The organism is Pseudomonas sp. zfem002 (assembly GCF_032621685.1).
In the GTDB taxonomy this organism is placed as follows: domain Bacteria; phylum Pseudomonadota; class Gammaproteobacteria; order Pseudomonadales; family Pseudomonadaceae; genus Aquipseudomonas; species Aquipseudomonas japonica.
Genome location: NZ_JAVYJH010000002.1, coordinates 312,275 through 330,527, shown reverse-complemented (window position 1 = coordinate 330,527; position 18,253 = coordinate 312,275). Strand labels below are relative to the sequence as shown.

At 65.3% G+C, this 18,253-nt stretch carries 18 protein-coding genes; 9 read left to right on the top strand and 9 right to left on the bottom strand.

Annotated features, from left to right (window positions below):
• Nucleotides 1–46: 46 nt before the first annotated feature.
• Nucleotides 47–1,444 (bottom strand): PLP-dependent aminotransferase family protein, encoded by a 1,398-nt coding sequence (locus RTI28_RS04840; RefSeq protein ID WP_316919379.1) that lies wholly within the window; start codon nucleotides 1,442–1,444, stop codon nucleotides 47–49.
• Between the two features lie 215 nt (nucleotides 1,445–1,659).
• Between RTI28_RS04840 and RTI28_RS04835 the strand changes: the two genes are divergently transcribed.
• From RTI28_RS04835 to RTI28_RS04820, 4 genes are all read left to right on the top strand, one after another.
• Complete coding sequence (locus tag RTI28_RS04835) at nucleotides 1,660–2,862, top strand: benzoate/H(+) symporter BenE family transporter (RefSeq protein ID WP_316919378.1); 1,203 nt, start codon at nucleotides 1,660–1,662, stop codon at nucleotides 2,860–2,862.
• Nucleotides 2,863–2,945: 83 nt separating this feature from the next.
• The gene (locus RTI28_RS04830; RefSeq protein ID WP_316919377.1) at nucleotides 2,946–4,031 is read left to right on the top strand and encodes a sensor domain-containing diguanylate cyclase; all 1,086 of its coding nucleotides are present in this window, start codon (nucleotides 2,946–2,948) and stop codon (nucleotides 4,029–4,031) included.
• A gap of 84 nt (nucleotides 4,032–4,115) precedes the next feature.
• Nucleotides 4,116–5,723, top strand: a complete 1,608-nt coding sequence (locus RTI28_RS04825; protein ID WP_316919376.1) for a response regulator — start codon at nucleotides 4,116–4,118, stop codon at nucleotides 5,721–5,723.
• Entirely contained in the window at nucleotides 5,723–6,418 is a 696-nt protein-coding gene (locus tag RTI28_RS04820) for a HAMP domain-containing sensor histidine kinase (protein WP_316919375.1), read from the top strand. Before RTI28_RS04825 ends, RTI28_RS04820 begins: the two co-directional genes overlap by 1 nt.
• Nucleotides 6,419–6,480: 62 nt before the next feature.
• On the opposite strand, the gene RTI28_RS04815 is transcribed toward RTI28_RS04820, so the two are convergent.
• Nucleotides 6,481–6,900, bottom strand: coding sequence for a hypothetical protein (locus RTI28_RS04815; RefSeq protein ID WP_316919374.1), 420 nt, complete (start codon nucleotides 6,898–6,900; stop codon nucleotides 6,481–6,483).
• Between the two features lie 251 nt (nucleotides 6,901–7,151).
• The gene (locus RTI28_RS04810; protein ID WP_316919373.1) at nucleotides 7,152–7,595 is read right to left on the bottom strand and encodes a PACE efflux transporter; all 444 of its coding nucleotides are present in this window, start codon (nucleotides 7,593–7,595) and stop codon (nucleotides 7,152–7,154) included.
• A gap of 108 nt (nucleotides 7,596–7,703) precedes the next feature.
• Here RTI28_RS04810 and RTI28_RS04805 point away from each other — a divergent pair, with 108 nt between their 5' ends.
• Both RTI28_RS04805 and RTI28_RS04800 read left to right on the top strand, forming a co-directional pair.
• Nucleotides 7,704–8,579, top strand: a complete 876-nt coding sequence (locus tag RTI28_RS04805; protein ID WP_316919372.1) for a LysR substrate-binding domain-containing protein — start codon at nucleotides 7,704–7,706, stop codon at nucleotides 8,577–8,579.
• A 145-nt stretch (nucleotides 8,580–8,724) separates the two neighbouring features.
• Nucleotides 8,725–9,315: a hypothetical protein gene (locus tag RTI28_RS04800; RefSeq protein ID WP_316919371.1), complete on the top strand. Its 591-nt coding sequence runs from the start codon at nucleotides 8,725–8,727 to the stop codon at nucleotides 9,313–9,315.
• Between the two features lie 107 nt (nucleotides 9,316–9,422).
• Here RTI28_RS04800 and RTI28_RS04795 read toward each other — a convergent pair whose 3' ends face one another.
• Both RTI28_RS04795 and RTI28_RS04790 read right to left on the bottom strand, forming a co-directional pair.
• Nucleotides 9,423–9,740: a hypothetical protein gene (locus tag RTI28_RS04795; protein ID WP_316919370.1), complete on the bottom strand. Its 318-nt coding sequence runs from the start codon at nucleotides 9,738–9,740 to the stop codon at nucleotides 9,423–9,425.
• A 792-nt stretch (nucleotides 9,741–10,532) separates the two neighbouring features.
• The gene (locus tag RTI28_RS04790; protein WP_316919369.1) at nucleotides 10,533–11,423 is read right to left on the bottom strand and encodes a DMT family transporter; all 891 of its coding nucleotides are present in this window, start codon (nucleotides 11,421–11,423) and stop codon (nucleotides 10,533–10,535) included.
• A 293-nt stretch (nucleotides 11,424–11,716) separates the two neighbouring features.
• On the opposite strand from RTI28_RS04790, the gene RTI28_RS04785 reads away from it, so the two are divergent.
• Nucleotides 11,717–12,208 carry a GNAT family N-acetyltransferase gene (locus tag RTI28_RS04785; RefSeq protein ID WP_316919368.1) on the top strand — a complete coding sequence of 164 codons (492 nt, stop codon included), beginning with the start codon at nucleotides 11,717–11,719 and terminating at the stop codon, nucleotides 12,206–12,208.
• Nucleotides 12,209–12,287: 79 nt separating this feature from the next.
• Here RTI28_RS04785 and RTI28_RS04780 read toward each other — a convergent pair whose 3' ends face one another.
• Together RTI28_RS04780 and RTI28_RS04775 are read right to left on the bottom strand one after the other, a co-directional pair.
• Nucleotides 12,288–12,572 (bottom strand): DUF6555 family protein, encoded by a 285-nt coding sequence (locus RTI28_RS04780; RefSeq protein ID WP_316919367.1) that lies wholly within the window; start codon nucleotides 12,570–12,572, stop codon nucleotides 12,288–12,290.
• Between the two features lie 253 nt (nucleotides 12,573–12,825).
• Nucleotides 12,826–13,215: an NUDIX hydrolase gene (locus RTI28_RS04775; protein ID WP_316919366.1), complete on the bottom strand. Its 390-nt coding sequence runs from the start codon at nucleotides 13,213–13,215 to the stop codon at nucleotides 12,826–12,828.
• Between the two features lie 216 nt (nucleotides 13,216–13,431).
• Between RTI28_RS04775 and RTI28_RS04770 the strand changes: the two genes are divergently transcribed.
• Both RTI28_RS04770 and RTI28_RS04765 read left to right on the top strand, forming a co-directional pair.
• Nucleotides 13,432–14,316: a LysR family transcriptional regulator gene (locus RTI28_RS04770; RefSeq protein ID WP_316919365.1), complete on the top strand. Its 885-nt coding sequence runs from the start codon at nucleotides 13,432–13,434 to the stop codon at nucleotides 14,314–14,316.
• A 90-nt stretch (nucleotides 14,317–14,406) separates the two neighbouring features.
• Nucleotides 14,407–15,333 carry an AEC family transporter gene (locus RTI28_RS04765; protein WP_316919364.1) on the top strand — a complete coding sequence of 309 codons (927 nt, stop codon included), beginning with the start codon at nucleotides 14,407–14,409 and terminating at the stop codon, nucleotides 15,331–15,333.
• 6 nt (nucleotides 15,334–15,339) lie between these two features.
• Here the strand turns inward: RTI28_RS04765 and RTI28_RS04760 are convergent, their stop codons facing one another.
• Both RTI28_RS04760 and RTI28_RS04755 read right to left on the bottom strand, forming a co-directional pair.
• Nucleotides 15,340–16,539 carry a hypothetical protein gene (locus tag RTI28_RS04760; protein WP_316919363.1) on the bottom strand — a complete coding sequence of 400 codons (1,200 nt, stop codon included), beginning with the start codon at nucleotides 16,537–16,539 and terminating at the stop codon, nucleotides 15,340–15,342.
• Nucleotides 16,540–16,542: 3 nt separating this feature from the next.
• Nucleotides 16,543–18,204 carry a hypothetical protein gene (locus RTI28_RS04755; RefSeq protein ID WP_316919362.1) on the bottom strand — a complete coding sequence of 554 codons (1,662 nt, stop codon included), beginning with the start codon at nucleotides 18,202–18,204 and terminating at the stop codon, nucleotides 16,543–16,545.
• Nucleotides 18,205–18,253 lie beyond the last annotated feature (49 nt).

The following is an 18,253-nucleotide window of genomic DNA, read 5'->3' as shown; positions in this document are numbered from 1 at the left end:
CGTTCTGCAGGCTAGCAGGGAATCCACGAGGCGCAGGATGGCGCTGTCAGTAAAACCGCCGCGGATCAGCAACCCCCACCAGGCTCGCCAACTGGGTCAAGGCAAAGCGCAGTTCATCCTCCCGGGTCGGTGACATCAGCACCACCCGCACACCACGACTCCCGCCACTGCGTTCCGCCTGGAACTGCGATCCGCTGAGCACCTTCACCCCCTGCGCCCGCGCCAGGGTGGCGAACTCGTCCGCGCTCCACGGCTCCGGCAGTTCCAGCCAGAGGTGATAGCTGTGCGGCTCGGCCTTGATCTTCAGGCCCGGCAACACTTCCCGTGCCAGCGCCTGACGCTTTGCCGCCTCGTCCCGCTGCAGTTGCACCAGACGCTGGTCCAGCCCCTGCGCGATGATGTTGCTGGCCAGTTGCGCGGTGAGCGGGGAGGGCATCCACACGCTGCTGCGGACCATCGCGGTCAGGCGCGACAGCAGGCGCGGCGGGCTGTACAGGTAGCCGATGCGCAACGCCGGCAACACCGACTTGGACAGGCTGGTGAGATACACCGAACGCTCCGGCGCATAGCTGGCCAACGGCCGCAGCGTGGTGTCGGCGGCGAGGAAACCGTAGATGTCGTCATCGAGAATCAGGAAGTCGAATTCCTCGGCGATGGCAGCGATTTCCGCCCGGCGCTGGTGCGACATGGTCGCGGTGGTGGGGTTCTGGCAGGTGGCGACGCACACCAGCATGGCCGGGCGCTCGTGCTGGCACTGTTCGCGCAGCGAGGCGGGGATGATGCCTTCCTCGTCCATCTCCACGCCGCGCAACCGCCGTTGCAGGCTGTGCGCCAGGGAAATGATCCCCGGGTAGCACAGCGACTCGCAGAGGATCAGGTCGTCGCTTTCGGTCAGCGCACTGATCGCCACCAACAGGCCGTGCTGGGCACCGGCGGTAATCACCACCTGCTGCCATACGGCCTGCGGCAAGGCATGCCGCAACCACTGCGCGCCTGCCTCGCGGTGTGCCGGATGACCACCGTCCGGGGCGTAGTCGAGGGATTGGGCGAAGTCGGTGCCATTGGCCAGTTCCACCAGTGCACCGCGCAGCCAGGTGGACGCGGTGTCGCCAGCCGGTTTGATGATCGACAGGTCGAGCACCCGCGGTTCCGCCGACAGGCTGGCGGGCAGCACCTGCGGCTCCGGCGCCGGCGGCTCGGCCAGCGGCGTCGCCCGCACGTAGGTGCCGCGCCCGACCTCGCCCTGCAGCAACCCACGACGCTGCGCCTCGCCATAGGCCCGGCTGACCGTGCCCGGCGTCACCTGCAGCCCATGGGCCAGTTCGCGCAAGGTCGGCAGGCGCTCGCCCGGCTTCAGCTGGCCGCTGGCGATATCCCGCTCCAGCGCGTCGGCGATGGACAGGTAGACCGGTTGATTGAAGGCATTGAGCTGGGGAACCCACATGGACGTACTACCGAGGCAAACAAGTGCGCCGAGCCTATCACATCGCAGCAATCCGACCTCGCCGCGCTGCAATCCGGGCGGACCCCGGGCAGGCATGAAGGGGTGAAGAATATTTCAAATTGTTTAATTGAGTCTATTGAATTGATTCGATTGAATCGAATAGATTTGAAATGAATCGAATCAATTTGCCTGCCCCCCGCTGACTGGAGAGCTGTATGGAGTCCCTGAGAAAAGACTGTTCGTTGTCGGCGATCGTCGCCGGCCTGATCGCTGTGATCATTTCCTACGCCGGCCCGCTGATCATCGTCTTCCAGGCCGCCCGCGAGGCGCAGTTGGCGCCGGCCGAGGTGTCGTCATGGATCTGGGCGATTTCCATCGGCAGCGGCGTCACCGGCCTGCTGCTCAGCTGGCGCCTGCGTGCGCCGGTGATCACCGCCTGGTCGACGCCGGGCGCGGCACTGCTGGTCTCGATGCTGCCGCAGGTGTCGCTGGCCGAGGCGGTGGGTGCCTATATCGTCGCCGCGCTGGTGATCGCCGTGGTCGGCCTCAGCGGCGCTTTCGACCGCCTGATGAGCCGCCTGCCCAAGGCCATCGCCGCGGCGATGCTGGCCGGTATCCTGTTCCGTTTCGGCGCCGAACTGTTCACCTCGATCAAGCTGCAGCCGACGCTGGTCCTGGCGATGTTCGCCAGCTACCTGCTGTTCAAGCGCCTGTCGCCGCGCTACGCGATTCTCTCGGTGCTGCTCGTCGGCTGCACGGTGGCCGGCCTGCTCGGTCAACTGAACGCCTCGGCGCTGACCCTGGCCCTGGCCGAACCGGTGTTCATCACCCCGCAATGGAGCTGGCACGCCATCGTCAACATCGGTCTGCCGCTGGCCCTGGTCAGCCTCACCGGGCAGTACGTGCCGGGCATGGCGGTGATGCGCAGCGCCGGCTACACCACCCCGGCGCGACCGATCCTCGCGGTCACCGCGATCGGCTCGGTGCTGCTGGCACCATTCGGCTCCCACGGCTTCAACCTCGCCGCCATCACCGCGGCGATCTGCACCGGCCGTGAAGCCCACGAACAACCGGGCAAGCGCTACATCGCCGGGATCGCCTGCGGTCTGTTCTACATCCTCATGGGCACCTTCGGCGCCACCCTGGCCTCGGTGTTCGCCGCACTGCCGCGGGAGCTGATTGCCGCCCTGGCCGGGCTGGCCCTGTTCGGCGCGATCATGACCGGCATGGCCGGTGCCATGGCCGACGAAAAACAGCGCGAGCCGGCCCTGATCACCTTCCTGGTGACCGCGTCGGGCATGAGCTTCCTGGGCCTGGCCGCGGCCTTCTGGGGCCTGATCTTCGGCCTGGTGGCGCACTGGGCGTTGAACTACAGCCGCCAGCGCAAGGCCGCCGGCGCCGCGGCGGGAGTGAACTAGCGCACAGCGGGGCGCGGAAAATTGGACGCAGATGGTGGCGATTAGCTATTTTAGCGCCGCTTTCCTTCTTCTGGCCCCGCCCCATGACCGCCTTCGACTGGCTCGCCCTTGGCACATCGCTGATGCTGCTGGCCCTGCTGCTGCGCGCCCGACGCCGCGAGCGGCGTCTGCGCGCGCGTCTCGCGGTATGCCAGATCCGCCTCGACAACCAGCCGCAGAGCCCGCCGAGCTTCGCCCCCCGCGACGACAGCGAACGCTACCAGCGCAGCCAGTACTTCGCCCGGATCGGTACCTGGGACTGGGACATCGACACCGAGGTGCTGTACTGGTCCGACGCCATCTACGGCATGTTCGGCTACCAGGTCGGCGAGATCACCCCCAGCTACGAGCGCTTCTGCAACGCCGTGCACCCCGACGACCGCGCCCAGGTCCGCGCCGGGGAACTGCGCTGTATCGCCACCGGCAACAACCACGACGAGGAGTACCGCGTGGTCTGGCCCGACGGCAGCGTCCACTGGCTGCGCGAGACCGGCAACATCGTGCGCAATGCCGATGGCGTGGCGGTGAAGATGATCGGCGTGGTCCGCGAGATCACCGAGGAAAAGGCCTGGGCCACCCAGCTCCAGCAACTGGCCCACAGCGACGCGCTGACCGGCCTGCCCAATCGCCTGGTGCTCGAGCATCGGCTGTTGCAGGCGCTGGAACAGGCCCGTGCCAGCGCTGGTCAGGTGACCCTGATCTTCCTCGACCTGAATGGCTTCAAGCGCATCAACGACCAGCACGGCCATGCCGTCGGCGACCGCGTGCTGGTGCAGATCGCCCGGCGGCTCAAGCAAATGTTGCGTGCTGCCGATACCGTAGCGAGGATCGGCGGCGACGAGTTCGTGCTGATCCTCGACGGGATGCCCGAGGGCGATGGCGGCGAGGCGCAACTGCATGCGCTGTGCCGCCGCCTGATTGACACCCTGGCCGAGCCGATCAGCCTGGCCGAAGGCATCCTGCAGGTGGGCAGCAGCCTGGGCGTGGCGGTGTTTCCGCAGCACGCCACAGGCATGGATACGCTGCTCCACGCCGCTGACCTGGCGATGTACGAGGCCAAGCGCAGTGGCGACAATCAATACCGGCTGGGAAGCCACGGGTTGCTGGCGACGGCCGACGCTCATGCGTGACCGGCGTGCCCTCGTGGGGGCGCCGGGCCTGTCCTTGTGTGTGTTTCGTGCGTGTTTCAATAATTTCCAAGACAGGTTTTGCGGATGCTGGTCTACAGCCAAAAGAGTTTTCTCATCGTCGATGACTTCACCGACTTCCGCACGTCGTTGCGCTCGATGCTGCGCGAGATGGGGATCAAGGACGTCGACACCGCCGAAAGCGGCGAGACCGCGATCCGCATGTGCGCGCAGAAGCGCTACGACTTCGTCCTGCACGACTTCCACATGGGCGACGGCAAGAAGAACGGCCAGCAGGTGCTCGAGGACCTGATGCTCGACAAGCTGATCAGCCACGAAGCGATCTTCGTCATGATCACCGCCGAGAGCAGCCAGGCCGTGGTCCTCAGTGCCCTCGAACACGAGCCGGACGCCTACCTGACCAAACCGTTCAACCGCGTCGGCCTGACCCAGCGCCTGGACAAGCTGGTGCAGCGCAAGACCCTGCTCAAGCCGATCCTCCAGGCCCTCGACCGCGGGCGTCCGGCGGAAGTGCTGGTGGCCTGCGAGCAACTGTGCAAGAAGGACCCGCGCTTCGCCCCGCTGTGCCTGCGCTACCGCGCCGATGCCATGGCCGCGCTGAACCGCCATGAAGACCTGGAGCGCTTCCTCAAGGCCATCCTCGCCAACCGGCCGACGCCCTGGGCCTATTCGGCGCTAGGCAAGCTGCTGTTCAAGCGCGGGCAGGTGAGCCAGGCCAAGGATGTCTACGAGCAGGCGATCAAGGCCTTCTCGATGATGCCCGGGCTGTACGACGGCCTGGCCGAAGTGCTGATCGCCGGTGGCGAGACCCGCCGTGCCCAGCACGTCCTGGAAGATGCCGTGCGCCTGTCGCCGCTGGCGGTCAAGCGGCAGATGCTGCTGGGCAAGCTGGCCCTGGGCAACGCCGACTTCGACGGCGCCTCGCGGGCCTATCGCCAGGCCGTCAGCCAGGGCCAGAACTCGCGCTTCAAGGACCCGGAAAGCAACCTCGGCCTGGCCCAGGCGCTGATCCAGAAGAACGCTGGCAACGGCCTCGACGCGCGGACCCGGGTCGAGATCAACCAGGTGCTCGGCGATGTCGCCAAGGAGTACGCCGAGGACCAGGGCCTGCAGGTGCGCGCCCGGCTGATCAAGGCCACTGGCGTGGCCCAGGCCGGCGATGCCGAGACCGCCGCCAAGCTCACCGAGGCGGCCATGGCCCGCCTGGAAACCATGGACCAGTTCTTCTCCGCCGAGGCGGCCCTGGCCGTCGCCGCCCAGCTCAAGCAGCTGGGGCAGGAAGACGCCGGCAAGAACATCCTGCGCAACTGCGTCGAGGTCTACGGCGACGACAACGCGGTCATGCAGAACATCGCCAAGCTCACCGACGACCCGGCCATCCTCGGTGCCGGCAACGAAGCGGTCGACCTCAATCGCCAGGGCGTGCGCAGCTACCAGGCCGGACAGTTGAACGACGCCCTGAACCTGTTCCGCAAGGCGCTGAAACTGCAATCGAAGAACATCAGCATCGCCCTCAACACCGCCCAGGCCCTGCTGCGCCTGGGCGGCGAGAACCCGCCGGCGGCGGTGCTGCAGGAGTGTCGCGAGTGCCTGGCCAAGGTGGCCGGCATTCCCGATACCGATCCGCGCTACGAGCGCTATCGCAAACTGCGCATTCGCGCTGTGGGGTCATGATGTCCAGGGACAAGGAATCGGGGCTGGATTTTTCCACGGTGATCGCCTCCACCGTGCACGACATGAAGAACTCGCTGGCCATGCTCATGCAGGCTCACAGCCAGTGGCTGGCGCGCCTGCCGGAAGGACATCAGCAGGCCCCGGAGCAGGGGGTGATCGAACACGAGTTCGTCCACCTCAACGGTATGCTGGTGCAGTTGCTCGGCCTGTACAAACTGGGGATCAACCAGTTGCCGATGCTGCCTGACTACCACGAACTCGACGACTTCATCGGTGGCCTGCTCGCCGGCTACCAGGAGATTCTCGACAGCCGCGGCATCGTTGCCCGCTACGAGATCGACGAAGCCACGCCGCTGGGCTTCTTCGACCGCGAACTGGTGGGCTCGGTGATCTCCAACATCATCAACAACGCCACCCGCTATGCCGGGCATGCCCTGCTGGTGAGCGTGCGCGAGGAAAACGAGGCGCTGGTGATCAGCGTCAACGACGACGGCACCGGCTTCCCGGCGGCGATGATCGCCCAGCAGGACCAGTACGTGCAGGGCATCGAACACAGCACGGCGAGCACCGGGCTGGGCTTGTATTTTGCGGCGCGGATTGCGGCGCTGCATGAACGCAACGGCGTGCCGGGCAGGATCGAGATTGCCAATGGCGGGGCGTTGGGGGGTGGGTTGTTCAGGTTGTACCTGCCCTGAGTGTCGGGGCCTGCATGACAGGCCCCGACTGTGCGTGTTGCTATTTCGAGTGCTGCCTCGAATCAGCGGGAGTATCTCGTATCTTCTCCGCCGTAGGAGTTGTGCCGGCTGCTGGACTTCCGGCCGTCGCTGTAGCGCGTGTCCTGGCCGCCATACGAGTTGGGTCGGCTGTTGGCGCTGCTGCCATCGCTGTAGCGGGTATCCATGCCGCCATAGGAGTTGGGCCGACTGCTGGATTGGCTTCCATCCTTGTAACGGGTGTCCTGGCCACCGTAGGAGTTGGGGCGGCTGGATGAGGAGTTGCCATCGCTGTAGCGGATGTCCTGTCCGCCATAGGAGTTGCGCCGGCTGCTGGAGGTCGTGCCATTGTCATGGCGGCAATCCATGCCGTGGTAGGAGTTCGGTCGGCAGCTGTCGGCATAGGCCTGGAGCAAAGGCGAGGCGAGCAGAATCGAACCCAGCAACAATACCTTGAGTTTCATGGGTGTTTCCTTACGAGAAGTCTCGTGATCAGCGATCGGTATCAAGGCTCGCGCATTCCGTGGGCGCGAGCGTGGGCACAGCGCAAAGCACCGAAAAAGCAGGGAAGGAGAAGTGGATGCGGCTCCAGATCAGACCGACAGGAAAGGGCTGCCATCCGGGTCTGATCGAAGGTTGTGGCAGCTTGCCATTACAGACCGGGCGTTCGCAGACAAGTTTCCTGACGCCTGAAGATTTTTCCCGAGGTGCGTCTTCAACCGACCTCCGGCACGTCCTGTGGCTTCGCCGAATCGGGCACATCGAACAGCTTGTCGAAGCCCCACTGGAAGGCGAACGCATAGAAAAAGAAGAACACGAACAGCGCCAGGTTGGTCATCAGCGCCTGGAGCAGGCTGATGCCCAGCCAGTAGCTGACCAGCGGCACCAGGATGAGGGTCAGGCCGCCTTCGAAACCGAGTGAGTGGAGCACCCGCCGGGCGAAGGTGCGCTCGCGGTTTTCCAGGGTGCGCTCGATGCGTTCGAAGGCATGGTTGTAGAGCATGTTCCAGCTCAGCGCGACGGTCGAGATGAGCAGGGACAATGCGGTCGAGTGTGCCAGCCCGCTGTCGTAGAAGAGGCTGAAGGCCGGGGTGATGCAGAAGACCGCCAGCAGTTCGTAGGCGACAGCCTGGAAGATCTTGCGTTTCGGGCCCTGCATGGTTGCACCTGTGCGCTGGTCGTTCAGCGCATGGAACGGCATTTCGGGCCCGCGCTCAATTTCCCTATACTCAACCCCCTTGAGCAGAGCTGAATTGACAGGGGTGCCATGTTCAATCACTTGCCGCTGAACGCGCTGAGGTACTTCGAGGCGGTTGCCCGGCTGGGCAGTCTGAAGCGCGCGGCTGTCGAACTGTCGGTCACGCCTTCGGCGGTTTCGCTGCAGGTGAAGAGCCTTGAGGAATGGCTGGGCACCAGCGTCTTCCGGCGAACGGCGAGTGGGCTGGTGCTGACGGCTGCGGGCGAAACCGTCTTCAAGTCGGCGCACACGATGCTGTACGAACTTTCCGTCGTCCTCAACACGCAGCGTCGGAGCAAGGACCTGGACACCCTCAACGTCACCACCACGCCGGAGTTCGCCGCGCTGTGGCTGGTCCCGCGCCTGGAAGACTTCTACCTGCGCCATCCGAGCATCCGCATTCGTGTCGTACCCGACACCGAAGTGATCGATCTGCTGCGCAACCACGATGTTCATGTCGCCATTCGCGCGACCAGCCAGGGCTATCCCGAGCTCTACCAGGAAGTACTGCTCGACGAGCGGTTCGGTGTGTTCGCGGCGCCCCGGCTGCTCGCCCGGGCGGGAGACGATCCGCCGCGATTGATCGACCTTTCCTGGAGCGCCAATGCCAGCGCACCGTTCTCCTGGGCTGACTGGTGCGCCCAGACTGGTCTGCAGGCATGGCTGGGCAAGGAACTGCTCGATTACTGCAACGAGCACCTGGCGCTGCAGGCGGCCATTTCAGGGCAGGGCTACGTGCTCGCCAGTTGCGTGCTGGCGGACAGTAGCGTCAAGGACGGGACGCTGGCGCCCTACCGTGGCGAGACCGTGCTGCCTGGCAAGTCCTACATCGCGCTTTGTGCACCGGGGAAGGAGCGGCATGCCAGCGTCAGGGCCTTTCTGGATTGGTTGCATACGCAGGCCTGATATCCACACCGCTATCGAGTCACCGGGCCTCGACCTTCGAGTTAGTCGTTTGCAACGAATTGACAGCGCGGCGAACGGGCGCGAAGTTGTTCCCGTGCGATGTGAGTGGTGCACGGCCGATCTCCCTTGTCTCGGAGCAAACAACGTGACCACTGCATCGCCCATTGCCTGCATGACCAAAACCACCGCATTGCTCGTAATCCTCACGTTGCCCCAGCTTGTCCACGCGGATGCCGCGTGTGACGCGGCATTCGCGAAATCGACGGCAAGCGCCTCGTGCGACAGAGCCTTTACCCGGCAATACGAGCCGGGCTCCTGCGAGATCACCGTCGAGTGCAAGAAAAGCATCGGCTACGACATGAAAGCCTCGAACGTCGTTCACCGGAAGCTGGATAGCGTTTCGCAACTGACCAACGAGAACGGCATCCTGCGCGGCGGGACCGAAGCAACGCCGCCCGAAGTCGTGACGCCCACCCCGGTTACAGACCAGCAATGCCTGGACGCCTGGAAAGTCTCGCGTGCGGCCAAGTCCTGCAAGATCGAGAAGATGGAAGGGGAGATCAACGGCTGCATCATCACCGCGTCATGCGCCAAGATGGGGCAGGGGGTGTTCATTCCACAGAGTGGGCATTACGTCTATGACTCTGTGCCCGGTTTAAGCAATGACGGTGGGAGCCTCAGCGGCGGCGAACGTGTTCCGGATTCCGCTCCCGAGCAGTTCGACGACTACCGTTGATGAGCGCTTCGCTGCGGTGTCAGGTCCGCTGACGCGGAACTCCGGTGTGGCCCTGCGCGAGCCTGGCAGCCCTCTGCTCGCAGGCTCGCGCGGCGGTCCTGTCCTGGCTACTGGCGGGATGTGGCCTGTCGTTCGGCGACCCCTCGCAGCATCGACTCGGTCAAGGCCAGGGACGCTTCCAGCGTGTGCTGGGTCGCCCAGAGCATGCCGGCCAGCCTGTTTTCGCTGATGGCTTCGCACGCCTGGAAATTGGTTTCGTAGGCGGAGCGCAGCATGACGGCGAGGTGGGCCAGGGCGTCGTCCACGGAGGCGCCGGCGCAGACCGCGAACAGCGGCGGGTGATGTCCGGCGCAGGCGGCGAAGGGGGTATGGACGGTAAGGGCTGGGCGGGTTGAAACGGCTGGATCCGGGACGATCTTTTTCATGAGCATTTCCTTTTGCGAAAAGGGACTGCCACATGCTGCTGTCAAACGGCGGGTGGCAGCTGTACATGGGTTGACAGACCGAGGCAAAAGGAAAACCCGGCGCGCACGAGTGCGCCCCACGTACAGCCGCCATAACACGAAGCCAGGCCGCAGAAGCGCCTGGACAAGGTGGGGTGCTGCGGGAATCCAATTACCGTCGGCCTGTCAAAGCCGGTCGTCAAACCTCGACGACGGGGGCAAGCCTAGGCAGCGTTTCCCCAGCACGCAACAGCTGATAAGCCGCGGAAGTATGCTTGGGAAATTGCCTACATCAAAGTCGGAAGTGGGTGAAGTTTCGTTGCGGTTTGTGGCGCTGATCTGCAGGTCAGCAGGGGGTGATGGTGGTGTTCTTGCTGGCGATGGGCGTGGGTATCTACACATCTTTGACGGCCTGACGGGAAACCGCATAAGGGCCGCCAGGTGCCTGTCTTGAGCCTTGCAGTGCCCTTGAGATCGAGCGCCGCCCGCGCGGCGCATCGCGGGCTACGCCCGCTCCCACATTTGTTGCAACGTACCTATGCCTGACAGGCCATGGTTGACCGCCTTGTCGGTTCGACGCGATACCGAGTCGAGCCCAACAGCCTCCCCGCGATGCATCGCCGAAAAAACAAAGGCTGACAACTCAAATCCAACAGGCCATGGCACGTTGCAGCGAATGTGGGAGCGGGCGTTGCCCGCGATGCGCCGTGCGGACGGCGCTCGATCTGGAGGGCGCTGCAAGACTCAAGACGGAAGCGATGGATCACCAAGGCCTCAGCCAGACCTCGCCTTACGAACGCTCAACGCCATCCCCACCCCACCCAGCACCACCGTGGAGATCACCACCAGGCGCAGCGACAACGGCTCGCTCAGCAACAGCACCCCCCCCAGCGCGGCGATCACCGGCACGCTCAGTTGCAGGGTCGCCGCCTGCTGCGCACTGATCCGTTTCAATACGCCGTACCACACCGCGTAGCCGGCACCGGAGGCGAGCATTCCCGAGGCCAGGGCGTAGACCAGGCCTTGGCTGTCGATGCTGAACTGGCCACCGGAGGCGGCAGCCAGCGCCGGGACCAGCAGCAGCGGCAGGCTGCGCACGAAGTTGCCGGCGGTGTCGCCGAGCGGATTGGCCGAGCCCTTGCCGATCAGCGAATAGGCGCCCCAGGCGATCCCTGAAATCACCATGCACAGCGCGCTGAGCGGCGCTGGCGCGTTGGCGCCGGGCAGCAGCAGGGCGATCAGGCCGGCGAAGGCGATCAGCATGCCCGCCAGCACCCGGCCCTCGACGCGATCACCCTTGAACCGTGACCAGGCGAACATGGTGATCTGCACCGCGCCGAACAGGATCAGCGCACCCACCCCGGCCCCCAGGCGCACGTAGGCGAGGGAGAACAGCCAGGCATAGAGAAACAGCGCCAGCCCGCCTTTCCAGCTGCCTCCCAGGGGCTTGCCGGGCTGGCGCAGCCTGACCAGGCAGAACAGGAACAGCGCGCCGCCGAGCAGGCGCACGGCGGTGAAGGTGTGCGCGTCGATATCGCCGTGGACCAGGGCCAGGCGGCAGAAGATCGAGTTGGCGGCGAAGGCCAGCAGGGCGAAGGCCGCGGGGGCGATCCAGCCGGCGGGAGGGGTGAGTGCTACGGCAGCCGTGGTCTTGTGGTTATTCATCTCAGGGTTTGCCCGGGAGGTAGAAAAGCTGTCCTGGCTGTCGTTGCGTTGATTGCATTGAGGTGCAGTCCGACAGGCATTTCATGCAATTCATAGAGGGCATCGGGCTGACTCGCAAAGAAGTTTTTCTTTGTCGGCGGGATGGTTTCGCTATGCCGGTACTTTGGTCGTAGCCCCCGCGCCACGAAGCAGACAGCTCTGGCATCTGTATGGCGAGCGGAAAGCGGATCTGTGTCTAACGCGGCAAGCGGGGTGGATCTAGCATCGGCTACTGCGACCAAGGTATGAGCACGATGAACGATATCCCGGGTGATCTGGACTTTGTGGGGCTGACGGTACGGCGGGTGCACAGCGCCGATGGCGAGCTGGTATGCCGGCACCGTGAGGCGATGTTTCTCGAGGCCGGTGGCGATGCCGCGACCTTGCAGGTGATGACCGAGCATTTCCGCCCCTGGCTGCAGCCACGGCTGGAGGACGGTCGCTACTACGGGTTCGTGCTGGAGGACGACGGGCAGGTCGCGGCGGCCATCGGCCTGATGAGCATCGACTGGCCGCCTCATCCGGCCCATCCGCAGCTGGATCAGCGTGGGTATGTGCTGAATGTGTATGTAGAGCCGGCGTATCGGCGGCGAGGGCTGGCGTCGAAATTGATGCAACTGGCCGATGCGGAGTTTGTCCGGCGCGGGCTGGGCTTTGCCGTGTTGCATGCGACCGCGGCGGGGCGGCCGGTGTATGCGGGGCTGGGCTGGAATGCGACGGCGGAGATGGCAAAGGTGCTGGGGTGACCATCCGTTAGTGCGCGGTGCTTCCATCGCGAGCAAAGGAAGCTCGCGAAGGCCTGCGCAGCAGGCCCCCGAACCCACCTCAATCCGACTTGGCGAACTTGCCGGTATCGATCGGCATCGGCACGAACTCCGGACCCTGGCCGGACACCCGCCAGCGTACGTTGGCAATGCCGTAGCGCTCGGCCATGGGCCGGCTGACCTTCTTGATCTTGTGCTGGCCGAAGCGCGGGATCACCCCCACCCCCGCATCGCAACTCGCCCAGTGCCAGGCCTCGGCGTTGTCCATGCGTTCGAGACGGATGATGAAGGTGCGCGGCTGCCCCTGAAGCTCATAGTCGATTACGTACAATTGTTGTCCTGCCATTGGAATCCCCTCCGTTCCATCCACGCTTAATTGAGCGAGAGGGTCATTGAAAATTCATTCGGATCGAACCGGTGGTCGAGCGCCCGCGTGCCGGGCTGACGCGAGGGTGTCGAGAGGGCTGTTGCGAAACCCGTGCCGGCCCCGCTCCCAGGGCCGGCCCCAGCAAAACCGGGGGGACGCGCTTCGCTGGCGCGGGCGTTGACTTGCAACTTGCATGATCGGCCACTCGCGCACCGTGCAAAGCGCGGGAGGGTCAGACGCTGAGGGCAGGCAATTGCCGGGTCATCAGCGCGGCGGCGCTGGGGGTGAGCAAGGTGGCATTCAACTGGTTTCGCCTGACCCATTTGCACGCGACGATTTCATTGTTGGCCACCGCCTGGCTGCAATCGTCGAACTGGGTGGTGAAGACGTGGTGGACGATATTGCCGATTTCCAGAATGCACAGCGGCAACAGTCCGCTGCAGCAGAGCCGGGTTTCTTCCCGCAGTTCCCGCGCCGCGGCCTGGATCGGCTGCTCGCCGTCCTCGATGGTGCCGCCGGGGAAGTTCCACTTGCCGCCTTTCTTGCGCACCAGGAGTATCTTTCCGCTGCGCAGGCAAATGATCGTCGCTCTGGCTTTGCATCCACGGGCTTTGTCTGGCATCGGTTCGGTCCTGCAAAATCGGTTGTTCTCGAAACGTCCTGGGGTTAACGCCGCGTCCTTTTTCCCGTGACTCGCCGGGTGGCTGTCGGGTTCAATCGAACACACTGAGAAGGAACCATTACCCAAGGATAGTATGCTGTCGCCCAGCAAGATCCGTTCCTGCGCTGCGCAGGTTCCCGCCGTCTCCCGCTACCCCCACTGCCACGGACCCTGCCCATGTCTCTCCGCGCCCTGCGTACCCTGGTCGCCATCGCCCAGCACGGCTCCTTCGCCCGCGCCGCCGAAGCGGTGCACCTCACCCAGTCGGCGGTGAGCCTGCATATCCGTGGGCTGGAAGAGGAATTCAACGCCCCGCTGTTCGATCGCTCGCGACGCCTGCCGGTGCTCACCGAGGCCGGGCACCTGGCGCTGGAGCGGGCGCGGGAAATCCTCGCGCTGTACGACGGCATCGCGGTCGAGCTGGGCGAGGACAGCGAGCTGCGCGGTCGCCTGCGGGTCGGCGCGATCCATACCGCGCTGGCGGGCATCCTGCCGGCGGCACTGGCTGCGCTGGGCGCCGAGCATCCGCATCTGCGGGTCAACGTCGCCTCGGGCATGTCGGCGGAACTGGCCACCCGGGTCGAGGCGGGCGAACTGGACGCGGCAGTCACCACCGCGCCGGTCAAGCCCCATCCCTATGGCCTGGTCAGCACCACCCTGTACGAGGAGGGTTTCTGGGTGATCGCGCCCAGGCACCTCGCCGGTGTCGACCCGCGCCTGCTCCTGCAGGAGCAACCCTTCATCCGCTTCGACCGTCTCGCCTGGGCCGGGCGCACCATCGAGCGCGAACTGCGGCGCCTGCGCCTGCGGGTGCGCACGACCATGGAGCTGGACAGCCAGGAGGCGATCATCCAGATGGTCGCCAGCGGCCTCGGCGTGTCCGTGGTGCCGTCGTCAGCGCGCAATCTGCAGCGCCTCGGCACGCTGGCGTGCATGCCTTTCGGCGAGCCGCAACGGACCCGCCAGGTGGTGCTGATCGAACGCGAGGACCGGCCTCGCGGGCGCCTGGCCGCAGCCCTGGCCCAGGCGGTGCAGCGCCAGGCGACGTTGACTGATGAGTAAAACTTGAGGATGGCTCAATAATTCATCGTTTTTAATCAAGCGAGCGGCTCTTTATCGTAGCGTCCATCCCGCGTTTTTCCGGACGGCGCCATGACCCTTGCCCTGCTTCTCGCCCTGTTGCCCATCGCCCTGCTGATCATGCTCGGTGCCTGGCTGCGCCACCGCCAGTTCCTCGCCGATGCCTTCTGGCCGCAGGCCGAGCGCCTGAGTTACTACGTGCTGCTGCCGGCGCTGTTCGTGCACGGGCTGGCGACGGCGAAGCTGGACGGCGTGCCGGTGCAAGGCATGATGCTCGCCCTGGTGTCCTCCACGGTGCTGGTGGCCCTGCTGCTGGTGGCGCTGCGGCGCTGCTTCGCGGTCGACGACGCGGCGTTCACTTCGGTGTTCCAGGGTGGCGTGCGCTTCAACAACTACGTCGGCGTCTCCGCGGCGGCGGGGCTGTTCGGGACCCAGGGCATCGCCCTGGCGGCGGTGGCCAACGCCGCCATCGTGCCGACGGTGAACATTCTCTGCGTGCTGGTGTTCGCCCGCTATGGCTCGGCGGGACGCATGACCTGGCAGGACGTGCTCAGGCAGATGGCGCTCAATCCGCTGCTGCTGGCCTGTGCCGGCGGGATTCTGCTGCACGCCACGGGCTGGGGGCTGCCACTGGCGCTCGAACCACTGCTGAAAACCCTTGGCCAGGCGTCCTTGCCGTTGGGCCTGCTGTGCGTCGGCGCGGCCCTCGACCTGCGCGCGGTGCGCAGTTGGCTGCGGCCGGTGGGCCAGTCGTCGGTGGCGAAGTTCATGCTCATGCCGCTGATCACCCTGGCGGCCTGTCATCTGTTCGGCCTCAAGGGCGAGGCGGCGATCGCGGCGCTGCTGTTCCAGGCGCTGCCGACCGCGTCGTCGTCCTACATCATGGCCCGCCAGCTGGGCGGCGATGCGCCCTTGATGGCGGGGATCATCGCCGGGCAGACGCTGCTGGCGGCGCTGGCCTTGCCGTTGGCCGTCAGCAGTCTGTTGCCCTGGATCTGAACCGGCTCAAGGCGTCGTTTGCGGGGCCTGCTGGACCTCGGCGGCCGGCGTCGTTGGTGGGGCTTGCTGGACCTCGACGGCCGGCGTCACTGGCGGAGCCTGCTGGACCTCGACCGCCGGTGGCGCTGGCGGGGCCTGCTGGACTACGACGGCCGCTGGCGCTGGCGGCGCCAGCCACAGGGGCATGCTGCCGATCGCCGCGGCGCCGGCCAGGGCCAGGCCGCACAGCCCGGCCAGCAGGCGGCCCTGCTTGCGCGCCAGGCGTTCGTGGGCCTCGCTGTGCGCCTGGCGCAGGGCCTCCAGCGCGGTGTGCCGCTCGGCCTGCTCCTGCTGGCGCTCGCTGCGTTCGCTGCGCAGCGTCTGTTCCTGTTCGGCCAGTACTTCGCGCAGCTCCGACAACTGCCGGTTCAGGTCGGCCTGCCGGTATTCCTGCTGCTGCGCCTGGCTGGTGATCTCGGCGCTCAGTCGATCGGTGTTTTCCACGGCAGTGCGATGCCGGGCTTCGAGCGTGTCCAGCAGGCGCTGGTCGAGGGCCTCGAGGCGTTGTTCGAACGCCGTCTCGATCCCCTGGCGCAGTTGCGCCTGAGCCTGTTCGAAGGTGCTCGACTGCTCGTCGATGACTTCCCGCACCAACTGTTGCTGTTCATCCAGGACACCCTGGATCCGCCGCATGCGCTCATCGAAATTGGCCAGCAGTTTGTCCCGGGTTTCCAGCACTTCGTTGGCGATGCTGATCAACTGCTCGCCATGATCGTCGGTCAGTCCCTGGACTTTCAGCAGTTCGGTGACGTAGGTGCGCAGGTTGGCGGCCTGGTGCTTGATCACCGCCTGGTGCTGTTCGAGGCGGGTGTTCTGCCGGGCGAGTTCCTCGGCCCTGGCGTCGAGCGCGTTCTGCTGGGCGCTCAACTGGTTCTGTTGCTCGGTCAGTTGCTGCGCCTGCAGCGAACTGATCACCATCAACTGGGCCAGGGTCTTGGAAAACTCGGCCTGGACTTCCTGGGCATCCAGCTGAGCGTTCTTCAGCTCGCCGCGGTTGAACAGGCGGCCCAGGAAGCTGCGCTGCTCGTGTTCATCGCGCACCCGCTTGAAGTCATCCAGGCGCTTGAAGGTGTTATGAAATTTTTCGTACACCTCGGCGATGTCGATCTGCGCCAGCAGATCTTCGCTGGGTACGGTGCTGGCCAGTTGGGCAATGACCTGGGACATTCCTTAGCTTTCCTTCCTGAACTGCTGAAGCAACGAACCGAGTCGTTCGTTGAAGTGTTTTTTCGTGTCGATCGCCTGGGACAGGGCGGCGATCGTGCCGGCCTGTTCCGCCACAGTCTGTTGCGCGTGGTCCAGCGCGGCCTGCGTTGCCTGGCCGGCCTGTTCGAAGTGCCCGGCGATGCGCTGGTTGAGCTGGGCCATCATGCGGTAGCGGGCCGAGAGGCGGAACTGCTGCTCCACCCGCTCGATCATGCGCTGGCCGAGCTCGGCGGTGGCTTCCAGGGTGTCGATCTGCGCATTGATGAAGTCGGTGCCCTTGTCCAGCATCCAGTCGATCAACGAGTCGATGCCATACATCAGCAGGGCGTTGGCCAGGCCGGTCATCAGGCCGGTCAGCACCGGCGCGATCACCCCGGCCATGGGCGCGAGTACTGGAATACCGACGATGAAGGCATTCACCGACTGCTCCCAGAGCATGCCCGCGCCCAGGGTGAACAGGCCGGCCAGGCTCTTGCTCACGGCCCTCGCCACCTCGGCCCCGGACATGTTCTCGGGGGGCCAGAGCAACAGCTTCACGGCCTTGAACAGCTCCTGCATGCCTTCGCGGATGATCGTCACGACCTTGGCCGAGGTGGTGATGAGGTTGTTGATCAGGAAGGTCAGCAGGTTGCTCACCAGGCCTTGCAGGCCACCTTCGAAGAAGGCCTCGAAGGCCGCCTTGAACTTGCCCTGCACACGCTTGAGCACGCGCTCCACCGCGGCCATCACCCGATCGAGCAGGGGACGCTCGTCGTCGCGCTGGCTGACGACCTTGTGCACTTCGACGAAGCTGCCGTTGACCACTTCGAACAGCAGCACGCCCATGGCCCGGCGCAGGCCGGTCTTGCCGAACTCCCTGGCGCCGGTGATACCCAGCTCCTTGCCGTGGTACAGCAGGCGGTCGCTGGTCTGCGGCAGGTGCGAGTCGATCGCGGCACGGGCCTTGTCGATCAGCGGCTGGGTGATGGACTCGTCGTAGCCGTTCTCGGCGCTGAGCGCGGTCTCGGCGGCGATGTCGCTCTTGGCCCGGTTGTTCTCGTGGGTGGTGAAGTGCAGGTTGTCCTTTTCCGAGGCGAGCTTCTTGCGCTGCTCCGGGGTCAGCATCCAGCCGCCTTCCTTGTGCGCCTGCTTGAGGGGGATGGTGTGGTCGAGTTCGGCGTTCATCACCAGCTTGCCGTTCGACTTGGCCGTGCGCTTGGTGGCCTCGGTCTTGTTGGTGTAGGCGTCGACGAAGGTGTCCGAGTTCATCGTGCCGTTCTGCACGGCTTCCTTCTTCTTCTCGCTTTTCGCGGCGGAGTAGTCGTAGTCGGCCTCGCGGTCGTAGTACTCGGACTCCTTGGCGTAGATGTCCTGGTTGGCGTTGTGCTGGGTGGTGACGTTGCCGCCTTCGATATCCGAGAACATCGCCGGGGTCAGGCCGAAGGGCCCGACCACCTGCTGCAGGGCTTCTTCGCGGCAGCGGTTGAGCAGCTCCTGGAGACGCTGGTGCTTGAGCGCTTCGCGCTCGGAGCGGGGACTGTCGGGGACCTGCAGCTGGCGCTGGTCGGCATCGACCACGGAACTGAGCAGGGCATCGAGGTTGGCGGTGAGCAGCGGATCGACTTGCAGGGTCGGCCGGGAGGTCATGGGACGTTCCTTGTCGGAGGAAGCCTGCGCAGCAGGGAAAAGGACAAGG